This is a genomic window from Streptoalloteichus hindustanus (assembly GCF_900129375.1).
Lineage (GTDB): Bacteria > Actinomycetota > Actinomycetes > Mycobacteriales > Pseudonocardiaceae > Streptoalloteichus > Streptoalloteichus hindustanus.
Genome location: NZ_FQVN01000001.1, coordinates 251,713 through 265,911 on the forward strand (window position 1 = coordinate 251,713; position 14,199 = coordinate 265,911).

Sequence of the window (14,199 nt, forward strand, 5' to 3'; positions counted from 1 at the left end):
CCCGGCGTCGGACGACACCGGGACCCCCGGTCCTCGCGACAGCCGTGACCGCCGGTCACGGCTCCGCGCGCTCGGCGAGGTCCGGGGTGCGTTGGCGCGGCGGCTGCGTGCACAGCCACACGTCCAACTCCGTCAGCACGGCGGCGATCGGGTTGGCGAACCCCACCCCGCCGTCGACGGTGCCAGCAAAGTACAGGCCCACGACGCGCTGCGCGGCGTCGACGATCACCGCGCCGGAGTCGCCCCGGTCGCCGAAGCGGTCCCCGTCGGCGACGATCCGGATCTGGTCCCGGAGCGTGCGGACGCCGAGGCCGTTGCCGTAGTTGACCGACAGGGTCGCGTCGACCGAGGCGATCCGGCCGGTGGTCAGCCCGGTGGTGCGCCCCCGCTTGCGCACGGCCATGCCGACCGCGGCCGGGGCGTCGCCGTGCACCGGCCCGATCTCGGCGACGGCGTTCTGGTGCGGGCGCACCTCGGTCAGCTCGACGATCGCGCCGTCCACCCGGCTCGACAGCGCCGCCCTGGCCAACGTGCCGAAGACGTCCTGCGGGCACCGTCCACCGTCCATCCTGGACGGTTGGGCCATCGTGTCGCCGACGGCCCACGCGTCGTCCACGCAGGCCACGTGGAAGTTGGTCACCACCATCGCGGCTCCGCTGCCGCCGCGGTCCGTGACCAGGGCGCCGATCGTGCCGGCGGTGGTGTAGTCGCCGGGCCGCGGCACGTCGGGCGGCGCCAGCCGGATCGGCCGGCACGGCCCCATGCTGAGCCCGCCGACGATCGTCCGGTCCGGCGGCGGGACCGACCCCGCGTCGGCCTCCTCCTCGCCGAGCGGGATGACCGCGGGGTGCAGGACGTAGTCCTCCTCCACCACGTCGGTCGGCACGCCGTCGACCTCGGGTGGGACGAGCTGGTCGGGCGGCACCTCGGCCGCCGGGAGCTTTCGGCGCACGGCCACGACGATGGCCGGTCGACCGGTGGGCCGGCCGGCGGTCACCTTCTCACCGATGTCGACGCCGACCACGCCGGGCCGCACGATGAGGTCGTCCTCGACCCGCCGCTTGACCGGCCGGATCTCGTCCCTGCGCATCGGGTCACCCGCACTGGCCATGATGGGCCTCCTCCAGAAGCGGCACGAAACAGCACGGAGGCAATGCCGCTACCACCATGGAACACGTGCGGTAAGTACTCCGTCACCAGACGTCACCCGATCGGCCGTTCAGCCGATTGGCTGAGATCGCCGGATGGGGTACTTTTCGCAGCCTTTTCGCAACCTGGACGCGACGTTTCGTGGGACGGGGGCGTCCCTCACAGGCGACAGCCGACGAACACCGGCTCGGGGTGCAACACCACGCCGAAGGCGTCCCGCACCCCGTCCCGCACCTCGCGCGCCAACGCCAGCAGGTCCTCGGTGCACGCGCCGCCCCGGTTGGTCAGCGCCAGGGTGTGCCTGGCCGACAACGCCACCCGCCCGCCGGGGCCGGCGTGGCCGCGGCGGAACCCGGCCCGCTCGATCAGCCAGGCCGCGGACAGCTTCGTGCGCCCGGGTCCGCCGGGGTAGGTCGGCACCCGCACGTCCGCGCCCACCCTGACCGCGATCCGCCCGAGCACGTCGGCCAGCTCGGTGTCCGGCACCACGGGGTTGGTGAAGAACGAGCCGGCGCTCCACGTGTCGTGCTCGTCGTGGTCCAGCACCATGCCCTTGGCCCGCCGCAGCTCCAGCACGGCCTGCCGCGCCCGCGCCGCCGGCACCCGGGCGCCCGGCTCGACCCCCAGCGCCCTGGCCAGCTCGTGGTAGCGGATCGGCGCGGACCGGCCGTCCTGCCGCAGCGCGAACCGGGCCCGCAGCACCACGGCGCTGTCGGTTCCCTTGAGCAGGCTGGTCCGGTAGTCCAGGCCGAGCCCGGCGGCCGGCACCTGGTTGACCTTGCGGGTGCGCCGGTCCAGCACGTCGACCGAGACCAGCAGGTCGGCCACCTCGACGCCGTACGCGCCCACGTTCTGCACCGGGGTGGCGCCCACCAGGCCGGGAATGCCGGACAGGCACTCCAGCCCGCCCAACCCGCGGTCGACGGTGTCGGCCACCACGTCGTCCCAGTTCTCACCGGCCTCGACGGTCAGCTCGACGACGCCGTCGCCGACCAGGTCGAGGTGACGTCCCGTGGTCGCCACGCGCACCACCGTGCCGGCGAAGCCCTCGTCGGACACCACCAGGTTCGACCCGCCGCCCAGCACCAGCACCGGCTCACCGGCGTCGTCCAGGGCGGTGACCGCCTCGACGAGCTCCCTCGGCCGCTCGGCCAGGACGAACCGGGCGGCGGGGCCGCCAAGGCGGAGCGTGGTGTGCTCGGACAGCGGCACGGCCTGCCGAACGGCGCAGCCGGCCGCAGCGGTGCTGGACGCGCTCGGCAGGGGGGTGGTCACGACGCCCAACGGTAGCCTGCGGGGCATGGCGACCAGCACGGAGACCACGCACCGTTACCCCCGTCCGGCCGCCGAGGTCCTCTCGGCGCTGGTCGACGAAACGTACCTGCGTGCCCGGCTGGCCGCGCTCGGCGGCGCCGGCGCCGAGTTGGTCGAGCACGCCCCCGCGCCGGAGGGCGGCGGGAAGGTCGTGCTGCGCCAGGGGATCCCGGGTGACCGGCTCCCGTCGTTCGTGCGCTCGCTGGTGTCCGGCGACCTGGTCATCGAACGCACCGAGCGGTGGCGGCCGGCGGCGACCGGCGCCAGCGGAACGGTCGAGGCGAGGGTGCCCGGCGCTCCCGCCACCATCGACTGCGCGGTGGACCTCACCGACGAGGACGGCGGGTCGCTGGCCCGGGTCCGGCTGGTGGCGAAGGTCTCGGTGCCGTTCGTGGGCGGCAAGGTGGAGAAGGTGATCGTGGAGCAGGTCGGCCAGCTCCTGGCCGCCGAGCACGCGTTCACCGTGGACTGGCTCACGCGCGGCGCGCCGTGACCGCCCCGACCACCAGGAAGAAGGCCCCGCGGCTGGCCGCCGGTCGGGCGCGGGCGCTCGGCGTGCCCACCAGGGGCACGACCAACCCGAACCGGTTGCGCCGGGTGGACCGGTGGGTGGCCGGCACGCCGTGGCTGGCCGACCGGCTGCGGGCCAGCGCCGACCCGCTGGTCGTCGACCTCGGGTTCGGCTCCTCGCCGGTGACGACGGTGGAGCTGGCGACCCGGCTGCGGGTCGTGCGCCCCGACCTGCGGGTGCTGGGGCTGGAGATCGACCAGGAGCGGGTGGCCGCCGCCGCGCCGGCCGCCGACCCGCCCCGGCTGGAGTTCCGCCGGGGTGGCTTCGAGCTGGCCGGGCGTCGGCCGGTGCTGGTCCGCGCGTTCAACGTGCTCCGCCAGTACACCGAGGAGCAGGCGGCGGAGGCGTGGCGGACGCTGGTCGACCGGCTGGGGCCCGGCGGCGTGCTGGTCGAGGGGACCTGCGACGAGATCGGCCGGCGGTGCTGCTGGGTGTCGCTGGACGCCGACGGCCCGCGCACGTTCACCCTCGCCTGCCGGCCCTCCGACATCGACACCCCGTCCGACCTGGCAGAGCGCCTGCCCAAGGCGTTGATCCACCGCAACGTGCCCGGCGAACGGGTGCACGCGCTGCTGGCCGAGCTGGACGCGTGCTGGGCCGCCGCGGCCCCGTTCGCCCCGTTCGGGCCCCGCGCGCGCTGGGCGGAGACCGCGCGGCTGCTGGCCGGGCGGGGCTGGCCGGTGCTGGACAACCGCCGCCGCTGGCGGCTCGGCGAGCTCACCCTCCCCTGGTCGGTGGTCGCGCCCGCCTGAGCCGGCCGGCGCCCCGGGGCGCCGGCACGAGGCGGCGCCGCGCGCGAAGCGCGACCTAGGCTGGGGGCGTGGAGCACGCCGACTTCGTCACGGAGATCCGCACGCAGTCCGAGGCGCTGCGGGCCGCCGCGGTCGCGGCCGGCCCGGACGTGGAGACGCCGACCTGCCCCGACTGGACCGTGCGGCAGCTCGTCGACCACGTCGCCAGGGTGCACGCGTGGGTGGCCGAGAACATCGCGACGGGTGACCCGGAGAACCCGCGGCCGGCGCCCGCGCCGCCGGCGGAGTGGGGCGCGTTGCTGGGCTGGTGGGACGACCACCGCGACCGGATGCTCGACGTCCTCGCCGCCACCGACCCCGCCGCGCCCGCCTGGGTGTTCTCCCCGGTCGCACCGCCCGAGGTGGGTTTCTGGTCCCGGCGGGCCGCGCACGAGACCGCGATCCACCGGCTGGACGCCGAGCACGCCCTCGCCATGGCCGAGGGCGGCCCCCGCGCCGAGCCCCAGGTGGCCTTCGCGCCCGAGTTCGCCGCCGACGGCGTCGACGAGCTGCTGGTCCGGGTCCTGCCCTCGCACGTCACCACGTGGGCGCGCTCCCCGCTGCGGGGCAGCGTCCTGTTCCACGCGGTGGACGTGGGCCGCGCCTGGCTGGTGCGGCTCGAACCGGAGCAGTTCCCGCAGACCACCCACCACTTCGAGGGACTGGACGCCGAGGCGGGCGTGGTCGGCAACGCCGACGCCGTCTACCGCGCGGCCTGGGGCCGGCCACACCATGCGGTGACAAGTGGCGACCCGGCGCTGCTCGAGGCGGCCCGCGGCCGGTGAGGCCCGGTTGAGCTGCGAGAATCGCACGCGTGTCGCTGCCTGAACGTCGCTACGTGATCTCCTTCGGCTGCCCGGACCGGACCGGCATCGTGGCCGCCATCTCCGGATTCCTCGCCGAGTTCGGCGGGTGGATCGTGGAGGCGGCGTACCACACCGACCAGGAGACGGGGTGGTTCTTCACCCGGCAGGAGGTGCGGGCCGACTCGCTGCCGTTCGACGTGGCGGAGCTGCGCGAGCGCTTCGCCGGGGTGGCCGAGGAGCTGGGCGGCCGCACCGACTGGCGGATCACCGACACCGCCGAGCGCCGCCGGGTGGTGCTCCTGGTGTCCAAGGAGGGCCACTGCCTGTACGACCTGCTGGGGCGGGTCGCCTCGGGCGAGCTGGACGTGGACGTCCGCGCGGTCATCGGCAACCACGCCGACCTGGCCGGGATCACCAGGGCGCACGGCATCCCGTTCCACCACGTGCCCTTCCCCCGGCCGGGCGGCGACCCGGAGGGCAAGGCGGCGGCCTTCGCGCAGGTGCGCCACCTCGTCGAGAAGCACGACCCGCACGCGGTCGTGCTCGCCCGGTTCATGCAGGTGCTGCCGGCCGAGCTGTGCGTGGCCTGGGCCGGCCGGGCGATCAACATCCACCACAGCTTCCTGCCCTCGTTCGTGGGCGCCCGCCCGTACCACCAGGCGCACACGCGCGGCGTGAAGCTGGTCGGGGCGACCTGCCACTACGTCACGGCGGAGCTGGACGCCGGCCCGATCATCGAGCAGGACGTGATCCGGGTGGACCACACCGACTCGGTGCCGGACATGGTGCGCAAGGGCAGGGACATCGAGAAGGTCGTGCTGGCCCGCGGCCTGCGCTGGCACCTGGAGGACCGGGTTCTGGTGCACGGCAACCGCACCGTCGTCTTCCGCTGACGTCTTCTTCCGGGCCACCAGGAACAGCCACGGCCGCCGCGAGGGACCGCCAGGCGACGGCCGTGGCTGGTGGTCACCACCGCGTGATGACCGGCTCGCACCCGTCGGAGGAGAGTCCGGGGATCTGCCCGGGACCAGCGGGCGGACGTCCGATGGGCGGGCGGCCCGGCGGGCGAGCGCCGGCTCGTGGTGACCGGTGGCGGACAACCGCCGCGGACTCGGCGGCTCCGTTCCTGGCGAGGCCGACGAACCTCGCCAGGTTCATCCATTGTGGACTGTCCACTGAGGACTTTGAGCCGGCGGGTCGACGGTGACGCGCCCCGTCAGGACACGGGCACGCCCAAGCCCGGGAGGACCTCCGCGCCCGGGAGCGCGGCCAGGATCTCCCCGGGCACCAACAGCTTCCCGCGCCGAGTCCCGCTGCCCACGACCGTCAGCGGGGTCGCCGCGACCGCGGGGTCGACCAGCAGCGGCCAGTCGGCCGGCAGGCCGAGCGGGGTGATCCCGCCGTACTCCATGCCGGTCAGCCCGACCGCGTCCGCCATCGGCGCGAACGACGCCTTCCGCACGTCCAGCCAGCGCTTCACCGCGCCGTTGACGTCGACGCGGGTCGTGGCCAACACCAGGCAGGCCGCGTACCGCGTCTCGCCCGCCCGCTTCCCCGACACCACCACGCAGTTCGCGGAGGCCGACAACGGCACGTCGAACCGGGCGCACAGCTCGGCGGTGTCCGCGAGGGTCGGGTCGATCTCCGCCACCCCGCACCGCGCGGCGGCGTCGGCCGGCAGGGCGCGCAGCGCCTCCGCCACCGGCTCCGCGAGCAGGTCGAGCCGGTCGGTCGCGGGCACCACGCTCAGGCGCCCCGCGGCGGCGTTCTCCGTCCAGGTCGAAGTCATGGGGCCGAGCGTAGGACCAGGGCCCCGCCTCACCCCGAGAGCCCGAACGCCCGCAACGCCTCCCGGTCGAACGCGTCGAGGTCGTCCGGCTTGCGGCTGGTCACCAGCGTCCAGCCGTCCGCGTCGCAGACGACGACCTCCTCGTCCACCCACTCGCCGCCCGCGTTGCGGATGTCGGTCGCGAGGCTGGCGTAGGAGGTGAGCCGCTTGCCCCGGACCGCGTCCGCCTCGACCAGCGCCCACGGGCCGTGGCAGATCGCCGCGACCGGCTTGCGCGCGTCGACGAACGCCCGGACGAAGCGGACGGCGTCCTCGCTCTGCCGCAGCGCGTCGGCGTTCGCGGTGCCGCCCGGGATCACCAGCCCGTCGTACACGCCGGGATCGGCCTCGGCGACGGGCAGGTCGACCTCGAACTCGTCGCCGGGGTCCAGGTGGTGGACCGCCTGCACCTTGTCCGGGACCGTCGCCAGGAGCTGCGGGGTGCCCCCGGCGTCCCGGACCGCCTGCCACGGATCGGTCAGCTCGACCTGCTCGATGCCCTCATGCGACACGAGAAAAGCGATGCGGGTCTGCTCAGCCATGCGGCGGGAGTACCCGGGACCGGCCCCCGGCCAATCACCCGGTCCCCTGGTCGGGTCGGAGGACCCCGCCGGCGACGGGCGTCCGCGCGACTAGTCGAGGAAGGCGCTGATCGCCGCGCGGAGCTCCCTGCGGTGGGTGACCAGCGGCGCCGGCGAGTCGACCAGCTCCAGCCGGCCGGCGGGCAGGGCCGCCGCGGTGGCCTTCGCCACCTGCTCGGCGTGCAGCGGGTCGCGGGTGGCCCCGACGACCAGAGCGGGAGCGCGCACGGCGGCGAGGACGGCCCCGGCCTCGCCCACGTCGGCCAGCGGCACCTGGTCGGGCATCGCGCGGAGCGCCGCCCCGAGCCGGAGCAACGCGGCGCACCGCTGGTCCACGTAGTCGCCGACGGGCACGCCCGGGGGCAGTTCGGCGGCGACCAGCTCGCGCAGCGGGTCGGTGTCGCCGGAGTCCTCGGCGTGCGCCACCGCCTCGGCCAGGCGCTCCAACGCCCACACCGCGGGTGTCGCGCGGGGACGGTCGAGCACGGCCGGGAGGAGGAGGACCAACCGCTCGAACCGGTCGGGGCGCTCGGCCAGGAGTCGGGTCACGGCGCCGGCGCCCAGCGACGTGCCGATCACCCGGGTGGCGGCCACCTCGTCGGCGACGGCCAGCACCTCGGCGGCGAGCCGCGGGTAGGACCAGAAGTCGGGGGGCGCCGCCGGCGCGTCGCCGTGCGAGGGAAGCGTCACCACCACCCGGGTGCCCCGCACGCCGGAGGCGGGCACCCGCGCCTCGCCCGGCGTCGCGCCGAGCCCGGGCACCACCAGGGTGACGGGATCACCCGCCCCGTACGCCTGCCAGCGCGCGGTCACCACCGGGGACCGCGTTGGACCTCGGTCACCCGGGGGCGCACGTCCACGATGTAGACCAGCACGGCGACGAGGCCGGCGATCCAGAACATCACCCCGGCGCCGCCGAGGGAGAACAACAGCATCGCGGCGGTGCCGCCGGCGGTGATGCCCAGCCAGGCCGGCTTGGTCAGCTTGCCGGCCGCGGGGAACGCGTCGGCCCGCTGCATCAGCGCGTGCACGAAGGCGTAGATCCCGACCGGGAGCACCGCCCAGTCGATGATCAGCAGGATCAGGTGGTCCAGCCGCGGCACAGGCCCAGCGTACGGGGAAGCGCCAGGGGTGGGGAGCGGCGGAGGTCGGGCGCGGGGGCGGCGGCCCTCCCGGCGACCGCCCCCGCGCCGTCCGTCAGCTCGTGCTCCTGCCGTTCTCCTGCGCCGCGCCCGACCTGCGCCCGCCCGACTTGCGGGACGTGGCCTTGGTCACCGCCTCGGCGGCGTCCTTGTCCGCCTTCCCGTTGGCGGCGGCCGCTCCAGTCTCGGCCTCCCCCGCGGGCTCGGCGGGCTCGGCCGCCTTCGGGGGCGCGGACTCGGCGCGCTCGACCTTCGCGGGCGCGGGCTCGGCCGTGTCGGCATCCGCGCTCGGCGTGGCGCGGTCCTCGATGCCGCTCTCGGCGGTGTTCTGGGTGGAGGCGGCCACCGGCCGGGACCGGCGGGTGACCTTGCCGAGGACGTCATCCGCCAGCTCGCGGGCCTCGCCCGCGGCCTCCTCGGCGCGGTGCTGCGCGGTGTCGGCGACGGTGCCCGCCTGCTCCACCAGCCGCTCCACCTGGGGCCGCAGCCGCTCCAGGGTCTGCTCGCCCCGCTCGGCCAGGTACTCGTAGAGCTGGGTCGCCGCCTTCGCGTACGCGTCGACCAGCTTGCGCAGCTCGGCCGGGTCCAGCCGGGAGCGCAACTCGTCGAGGTCGTGCGGCAGGTCGTCGACGCTCGACCTGGCCGCCTCGGCGCGCTCGGCCACCTGCTCCCGCATCTTCTGGAACAGGCTGACCACCGAGCGCGCCGCCACGTCGCCGGCGCCCAGCACGGCCAGCAACGGGGTCCTCGCCTGCTCCAGCACGCCGCTCACCGCGGCGGCCGCCTGCTCGCGTGCCTTGCGCACGTCCTCGCCGTTCGGCATGGGATCACTCCTCGGGCTCCTGGTCGGCGGGCCGCGCCGCGGCGTTCTCCCGCCGGAAGGACTGGTAGACGTCGAGCAGCACCTGCTTCTGCCGCTCGGTGAGCTCGGGGTCGGCGAGCACGGCGTCGACGACCGGTCCGCCCTCGCGCTGCTCCAGGATCCCGGCCCGCACGTACAGCGCCTCGGCCGAGATCCGCAGCCCCTTGGCGATCTGCTGCAGGATCTCCGCGCTGGGCCGGCGCAGGCCGCGCTCGATCTGGCTGAGGTAGGGGTTGGAGACCCCGGCCAGCCGAGCGAGCTGCCGCAGCGAGATCTGGGCGTGGCGCCGCTGCTGGCGGATGTAGTCGCCGATGTTCTGGCCCAACTCGGCCACGGCCTTGCCGGCCTGTTCGACGCGTCCCACCGCTCGCCACCTCCGCACCCGACGCTACGCACGACTGCTAACTCTTGCAAGCAGACTGCTTGCGCTCCACCCCTTCGGCGGTGGAGCGAGGCCGAGCGCGTCTACGACCCGGACGCGGCGCTCGTCGCGACGCCGCTGCTGTAGGCGGTGGGTGAGATGCCGACTGTCCGGGTGAAGTCGCGAACGAGGTGCGACTGGTCGCTGTAGCCGAGCTCGGCGGCCGTCCGAGCCCAGTCGACGTCGCCACCGGCGCGTTCCAACGCCTCGTGCACCCGGTAGCGCAGGATGACCCACTTCGGGCTCACCCCGACGTAGCCCGCGAACAGGCGCTGCAACGTGCGCACGGGCACGCCGACGTCCCGCGCGAAGTCCGCGACGCGCAGGACCCCGCGATCGGAGCGGATGCGCGCCACCAGATCCATCGCGAGGTCCACCTGCGGGTCGGGCCTCGGATCGCCGAGCACCGCGTCCAGCGCCGCCACCGGGTCGTCCGCGTCGAGCACGCGGCCCGCGTCCACCGTCGTCCGCGGGACGACCCGGCCGGTCCACTCCGCCACCGGCTCCGGCCGGAACGCGCGGAACCCGCCGGGCCGGAACTGCACCCCGCGCACCCGGACCCGACCCCGCAGCGTGCGGGTGAAGAGCGAGAGGCCGACGCCGGCGATCACCGGGTGCGGCAGACCGTTCTCGAACACCAGGTTCACGGACGGGTGCGGCACGACGTGCGTCGTGTACGGCTCGTCGAGGTCGCCGTCGATCAGCCAGTAGTGCTCCAGGTACGGCCGCAGGTGCGCGGCCGGCAACACGCGGCGGAACGACACGCGGGCGAAGAGACCCTTTGCGTCGACGATGCCCCTGGTGTCGCGGCGCGGTCCGGTCACGACCGCATTCTGTCGCGTTTGTTCAAGAACGCTCCGCGACGTGCTCCTAGGTTCTCCTGCCATGAAGACCAGTTCGTTGCTCGCGGTGGCCCGCGACCGCGCGCTGCCCGTGGTCGCCGCGATCTCCGACGACCAGCTCGGCCTGCCCACCCCGTGCGCCGAGTACACGGTCGCCGACCTGCTCGACCACCTGCTGCACGTCGTCGTGGAGTTCCAGGAGCTCGCCGTGAAGCGGGACGCCGACTTCAGCTCCACCCCGCGCTACCCGGACTGGCGCGCCCGGTTCCCGGTCGAGACCGAGGCGCTCGTCCAGGCGTGGGCGACGCCGGGCGCGGACGTGGGCGTCACCGGCCTGATGGCCCTGCCCGCGACCACGGTCGGCGCGATGGCACTGCTCGACCTGACCGTCCACGCGTGGGACCTGGCGCGGGCCACCGGCCAGGACTTCACGCCCGACCAGGACGTCGTCGACGCGGTGGCGAAGCTGGTCGCCGAGATCGGCCCGATGGCGCGGGAGTCGAAGGTGTTCGGCGAGCCCCTGGACGTCGCGGCGCACGCGTCGCCCGTCGAGTCGCTGATCGCCGCGACCGGTCGTGACCCGGGCTGGTCGGCCGGCTGATGCGGAGGCCCGTCGGGGCGCCGCTCCCGTGAATTCACCGGAAACAGCGAGAAGCGAGAACGAGGCACTCCGGGCGAGACAGCACCGCATTCCCTGATCATTCGCACCGATCATCGCAGGCAGAAAAGGGAACCCGCCATTCACGGGCTGCCGCGAGCCGCGCTCCTGGCCGGCGGGTGAGGAAACAGCGACGACGAGGGTGCCCTCGTCGTCGCACCTCCTTGCGTGCCTCTTCAACAGTTCGGCAGCCACCGGGGCCGTACCGCCGAACGGATGTAGCGCCTTGCGGGTGCACTTATTGCGATGTTTGACTCCGGATATGCGTACGGTGTTGCTGGAGCTGTTCTGGCCCAGCCGCCGTGGTTCGCTCTTCGACCAGTTCTGTCGGTAGGCCGCGTCCGCACCGCGCCCGCTGCGGCACGCGGCCGTCCCCGTTCGCCCGCCACCCGCCGACAGACAGGGAGACGACTGTGTCGGTCACCGACGAACTGCTCGCCAACAACGCCGCCTACGCCGCCACCTTCTCCGGCCCGCTGCCGCTGCCGCCCGCCAAGCGCATCGCCGTGCTGGCCTGCATGGACGCCCGGCTCAACGTCTACGGCGCCCTCGGGCTCCGGGAGGGCGAGGCGCACGTCATCCGCAACGCCGGCGGCGTGGTCACCGACGACGAGATCCGCTCGCTGGCCATCAGCCAGCGGCTGCTCGGCACCCGGGAGATCCTGCTGATCCACCACACCGACTGCGGCATGCTCACCTTCACCGACGAGGACTTCAGGACGAGCATCCAGCGGGAGATCGGGATCAGGCCGCCGTGGTCGGCCGAGTCCTTCCCCGACCTGGACGCCGACGTCCGGCAGTCGATCAACCGGATCAAGGCCAGCCCCTTCGTCCCGCACCGGGACGCGGTCCGGGGGTTCGTCTTCGACGTGGCCACGGGCCGCCTCCGCGAAGTGGTCTGACCCGGACTCGTCGGCCCCGTCGGACGCGGGGGTCGTGAGCGGAGGCCGGCGTCGCGCCGGCGACACCGCTCACGACCCCCGGTCCGGTCGGTCAGCGGGCCGCCTTGAGGACCTCGACCAGGCTGGTCGCGCTGTCACCGGCCCGACCGGCCGCCACCCCTCGTCGGAAGATCTCCAGGAGCGCCGTCGGCAGCGCGGCGTCGACCCCGGCGTCAGTGGTGGTCCGGACGACGTGCTCGACGCTGGCCAACCCCATGGACAGCCGGTCGACGTCGCCGGGGTGCTCCCCGGCGACGAGCCTCGGCGCGGTGAACGCGAGGAAGTCCGGCAGTCCCTTCAGCAGGTTCGCGGCGTAGGGCAGGATCTCGTCGGCCGCGATGCCGTGGGCGTCGGCCACCGCGACGGCGTGCAGCCAACTCAGCACCGTCGTCCAGAACACGTCCATCTGGAGCTGGTAGAACAGCGCGGCCAGGCCCGGGTCCTCGCCCCGGTAGTCGGTCGCGGTCAACACCTCCAAGGCCTCCTGGTGGGCCTCGAAGACGTCCTTCGGCCCGCTGTAGAAGGTGAAGGACCCGGGCTGCCCGATGCCCGGCGGCGCGGCCTGCACACCGCCGGTGAGGTGCTGGGCGCCGTGGTCGGCCGCCCAGCGGGCGGCGTCGCGCGCCCGCTCCGGCGTGTCCGAGCTGAGGTTGACGAGAACGCGGCCGGCCAGGGCGGCCACGGCCGGTTCGAGGATCTCGTACATCGCTTGGTAGTCGGTCAGGCTGAGGACGACCAGCTCGTTCGCGGCCACCGCCGCCTCGGCCGACACCGCGAGGGCCGCGCCCCTGGCCACGAGGGCGTCCGCCCGGCTCGCGGTCCGGTTCCACACCGTCACCCGGTACCCCCGGTCCAGGAACGCGTTCGCCATCGCCTGCCCCATCGGGCCGAGCCCGATGACCGTCACCGTCCGCTCCCGCATGTCACACCCCTCTGGAACGATCGTTCTATTCAGTCGATCACGACGGTAGCAGGTGTGGATCGATCGTTCTATTCAGACAGTCCACGGTGTCGAAGCGACCCGGTCTCGAAGCGAGCCGCCATCTGTGCCACAGCCCCCGGCGGGTCGGCGGACGAGTCCCGGCAAGGGCACGCGACCTAAGCTCGGCCGGTGGGCAGGCGGGCGAGTCTCGACGTGATCGGCGTGGTGGCGCTCGGCGGCGCGCTGGGCGCGCTCGCCCGCTACGGCGTTGGCCTCGCGGCGCCCGCCCGGCCCGGGGGTTTCCCGCTCGCGACCTTCGCGATCAACCTGCTCGGCTGCCTGCTGATGGGCGTGCTCATCGTGCTGGTCACCGAGGTCTGGTCCGGCCACCGCCTGGCGCGGCCGTTCCTGGGGACCGGGTTCCTGGGCGGGTTCACCACGTTCTCCACCTACGCCGTGGACGGGCAGCGGCTGCTGGCCGCGGGGCGTGTCGGCGTGGCGCTGCTGTACCTGGTCGGCACCCTGGTGGGCGCGCTGCTCGCCGTCGTGGCCGGCATGGCTCTGACCAGGGCGGTGACCGGAACGCGCTTTTCCGAACGAGCGGGGAACGGAGGCTCGCGATGAGGTGGGCTGGCGCGGCGCTGCGGATGACGGTCTTCGTCGGCGAGGACGACACCTGGGAGCACCGGCCGCTGCACCACGAGATCGTGCGGCGCGCGCACGACGCCGGACTGGCCGGCGTCAGCGTGTTCCGCGGCATCGAGGGCTACGGCGGCTCCGACCGGGTGCACACGACCCGCCTGCTGTCCCTCGCCGCCGACCTGCCGGTGATGGTCGTCCTCGTCGACACGCCGGAGCGGGTGCGGGGCTTCCTGCCCCGGGTCGAGGAGCTGCTCGCCGGGGGCGGCCTGGTGACGCTGGACGACGTCGAGGCGATCCGGTTCACGGAGGAGCGCGGGTGACGGCGCTGCTCGTCGCGCTGGGCGCCGCGGTCGGCGCGCCCCTGCGCTACCTCACCGACCTGTGGGTGCGGGACCGGTTCGGCGCCGGCTTCCCCTGGGGGACGCTCGCGGTCAACGTCGTCGGCTCGCTCGTCCTCGGCGTGGTGTCCGGCATGGCGCTGACCGACGCCGACCCGGCCCAGGCGCTGGTCGGCGTCGGGTTCTGCGGAGCGCTGACGACGTACTCGACGTTCGGGTACGAGACGATCCAGCTGGTCGGCGCGGGCGCGCGGCGGCACGCCCTGCTCAACGCGGTCGGCAGCGTCCTGGCCGGGCTGGCCGCCGCGTCGCTCGGCGTCGCCGTGGGCCAGCTCCTCTGAGCCGCGGCGCCGGAGCGGGCGGGCGGCGACCAGCGCCGAGGACCCGACCT

The 14,199-nt window shown here is 74.4% G+C and carries 19 protein-coding genes; 9 read left to right on the forward strand and 10 right to left on the reverse strand.

Going from position 1 to position 14,199, the window contains the following annotated elements; genetic code table 11:
* Window positions 1-55 precede the first annotated feature (55 nt).
* Together BUE43_RS01240 and BUE43_RS01245 are read right to left on the reverse strand one after the other, a co-directional pair.
* Window positions 56-1,111 carry a chymotrypsin family serine protease gene (locus BUE43_RS01240; protein WP_073479454.1) on the reverse strand — a complete coding sequence of 352 codons (1,056 nt, stop codon included), beginning with the start codon at window positions 1,109-1,111 and terminating at the stop codon, window positions 56-58.
* 197 nt (window positions 1,112-1,308) lie between these two features.
* A complete protein-coding gene (locus BUE43_RS01245; protein ID WP_234995474.1) occupies window positions 1,309-2,424 on the reverse strand; it encodes a UDP-N-acetylmuramate dehydrogenase in 1,116 nt (371 codons plus the stop codon).
* Between the two features lie 25 nt (window positions 2,425-2,449).
* Between BUE43_RS01245 and BUE43_RS01250 the strand changes: the two genes are divergently transcribed.
* The 4 genes from BUE43_RS01250 to purU all read left to right on the forward strand — a co-directional run bounded on the left by BUE43_RS01250 (window position 2,450) and on the right by purU (window position 5,524).
* On the forward strand, window positions 2,450-2,956 hold the full coding sequence (locus tag BUE43_RS01250; protein WP_073480169.1) for a DUF2505 domain-containing protein: 507 nt from the start codon (window positions 2,450-2,452) through the stop codon (window positions 2,954-2,956).
* Complete coding sequence (locus tag BUE43_RS01255) at window positions 2,953-3,786, forward strand: SAM-dependent methyltransferase (RefSeq protein ID WP_083959220.1); 834 nt, start codon at window positions 2,953-2,955, stop codon at window positions 3,784-3,786. Before BUE43_RS01250 ends, BUE43_RS01255 begins: the two co-directional genes overlap by 4 nt.
* 68 nt (window positions 3,787-3,854) lie before the next feature.
* A complete protein-coding gene (locus tag BUE43_RS01260) occupies window positions 3,855-4,610 on the forward strand; it encodes a maleylpyruvate isomerase N-terminal domain-containing protein (RefSeq protein ID WP_073479455.1) in 756 nt (251 codons plus the stop codon).
* Between the two features lie 29 nt (window positions 4,611-4,639).
* Complete coding sequence (purU, locus tag BUE43_RS01265) at window positions 4,640-5,524, forward strand: formyltetrahydrofolate deformylase (protein ID WP_073479456.1); 885 nt, start codon at window positions 4,640-4,642, stop codon at window positions 5,522-5,524.
* A 323-nt stretch (window positions 5,525-5,847) separates the two neighbouring features.
* Here the strand turns inward: purU and BUE43_RS01270 are convergent, their stop codons facing one another.
* From BUE43_RS01270 to BUE43_RS01300, 7 genes are all read right to left on the reverse strand, one after another.
* Window positions 5,848-6,420, reverse strand: a complete 573-nt coding sequence (locus BUE43_RS01270; RefSeq protein WP_073479457.1) for a YbaK/EbsC family protein — start codon at window positions 6,418-6,420, stop codon at window positions 5,848-5,850.
* Between the two features lie 29 nt (window positions 6,421-6,449).
* Window positions 6,450-7,001, reverse strand: a complete 552-nt coding sequence (locus BUE43_RS01275; protein ID WP_073479458.1) for a type 1 glutamine amidotransferase domain-containing protein — start codon at window positions 6,999-7,001, stop codon at window positions 6,450-6,452.
* Window positions 7,002-7,091: 90 nt separating this feature from the next.
* Window positions 7,092-7,853: an alpha/beta fold hydrolase gene (locus BUE43_RS01280; protein WP_073480171.1), complete on the reverse strand. Its 762-nt coding sequence runs from the start codon at window positions 7,851-7,853 to the stop codon at window positions 7,092-7,094.
* Window positions 7,850-8,143, reverse strand: a complete 294-nt coding sequence (locus BUE43_RS01285; RefSeq protein ID WP_073479459.1) for a DUF2516 family protein — start codon at window positions 8,141-8,143, stop codon at window positions 7,850-7,852. The genes BUE43_RS01280 and BUE43_RS01285 overlap by 4 nt, the downstream gene beginning before the upstream one ends.
* 94 nt (window positions 8,144-8,237) lie before the next feature.
* Window positions 8,238-9,005, reverse strand: coding sequence for a hypothetical protein (locus BUE43_RS01290; protein WP_073479460.1), 768 nt, complete (start codon window positions 9,003-9,005; stop codon window positions 8,238-8,240).
* Window positions 9,006-9,009: 4 nt separating this feature from the next.
* On the reverse strand, window positions 9,010-9,408 hold the full coding sequence (locus BUE43_RS01295) for a helix-turn-helix domain-containing protein (RefSeq protein ID WP_073479461.1): 399 nt from the start codon (window positions 9,406-9,408) through the stop codon (window positions 9,010-9,012).
* 101 nt (window positions 9,409-9,509) lie between these two features.
* On the reverse strand, window positions 9,510-10,289 hold the full coding sequence (locus BUE43_RS01300) for a helix-turn-helix domain-containing protein (protein WP_073479462.1): 780 nt from the start codon (window positions 10,287-10,289) through the stop codon (window positions 9,510-9,512).
* Window positions 10,290-10,350: 61 nt separating this feature from the next.
* Here BUE43_RS01300 and BUE43_RS01305 point away from each other — a divergent pair, with 61 nt between their 5' ends.
* Window positions 10,351-10,908 (forward strand): TIGR03086 family metal-binding protein, encoded by a 558-nt coding sequence (locus BUE43_RS01305; protein ID WP_073479463.1) that lies wholly within the window; start codon window positions 10,351-10,353, stop codon window positions 10,906-10,908.
* A gap of 470 nt (window positions 10,909-11,378) precedes the next feature.
* The gene (locus tag BUE43_RS01310; protein WP_073479464.1) at window positions 11,379-11,867 is read left to right on the forward strand and encodes a beta-class carbonic anhydrase; all 489 of its coding nucleotides are present in this window, start codon (window positions 11,379-11,381) and stop codon (window positions 11,865-11,867) included.
* 91 nt (window positions 11,868-11,958) lie between these two features.
* Here the strand turns inward: BUE43_RS01310 and BUE43_RS01315 are convergent, their stop codons facing one another.
* Complete coding sequence (locus tag BUE43_RS01315) at window positions 11,959-12,900, reverse strand: NAD(P)-dependent oxidoreductase (RefSeq protein ID WP_327083418.1); 942 nt, start codon at window positions 12,898-12,900, stop codon at window positions 11,959-11,961.
* 117 nt (window positions 12,901-13,017) lie between these two features.
* On the opposite strand from BUE43_RS01315, the gene crcB (BUE43_RS01320) reads away from it, so the two are divergent.
* From crcB (BUE43_RS01320) to crcB (BUE43_RS01330), 3 genes are read left to right on the forward strand one after another with little or no spacing between them, the layout of a single operon-like run.
* Window positions 13,018-13,452 (forward strand): fluoride efflux transporter CrcB, encoded by a 435-nt coding sequence (gene crcB, locus BUE43_RS01320; RefSeq protein WP_073479466.1) that lies wholly within the window; start codon window positions 13,018-13,020, stop codon window positions 13,450-13,452.
* Window positions 13,449-13,790: a DUF190 domain-containing protein gene (locus BUE43_RS01325; RefSeq protein WP_073479467.1), complete on the forward strand. Its 342-nt coding sequence runs from the start codon at window positions 13,449-13,451 to the stop codon at window positions 13,788-13,790. The genes crcB (BUE43_RS01320) and BUE43_RS01325 overlap by 4 nt, the downstream gene beginning before the upstream one ends.
* Entirely contained in the window at window positions 13,787-14,149 is a 363-nt protein-coding gene (crcB, locus tag BUE43_RS01330) for a fluoride efflux transporter CrcB (RefSeq protein WP_073479468.1), read from the forward strand. Before BUE43_RS01325 ends, crcB (BUE43_RS01330) begins: the two co-directional genes overlap by 4 nt.
* Window positions 14,150-14,199 lie beyond the last annotated feature (50 nt).

Coding starts and splice junctions, on each gene's coding strand:
- BUE43_RS01240 (WP_073479454.1), bottom strand. CDS start 1,111: ATGGCCAGTGCGGGTGACCCGATGCGCAGGGACGAGATCCGGCCGGTC.
- BUE43_RS01250 (WP_073480169.1), top strand. CDS start 2,450: ATGGCGACCAGCACGGAGACCACGCACCGTTACCCCCGTCCGGCCGCC.
- BUE43_RS01270 (WP_073479457.1), bottom strand. CDS start 6,420: ATGACTTCGACCTGGACGGAGAACGCCGCCGCGGGGCGCCTGAGCGTG.
- BUE43_RS01275 (WP_073479458.1), bottom strand. CDS start 7,001: ATGGCTGAGCAGACCCGCATCGCTTTTCTCGTGTCGCATGAGGGCATC.
- BUE43_RS01290 (WP_073479460.1), bottom strand. CDS start 9,005: ATGCCGAACGGCGAGGACGTGCGCAAGGCACGCGAGCAGGCGGCCGCC.
- BUE43_RS01305 (WP_073479463.1), top strand. CDS start 10,351: ATGAAGACCAGTTCGTTGCTCGCGGTGGCCCGCGACCGCGCGCTGCCC.
- BUE43_RS01325 (WP_073479467.1), top strand. CDS start 13,449: ATGAGGTGGGCTGGCGCGGCGCTGCGGATGACGGTCTTCGTCGGCGAG.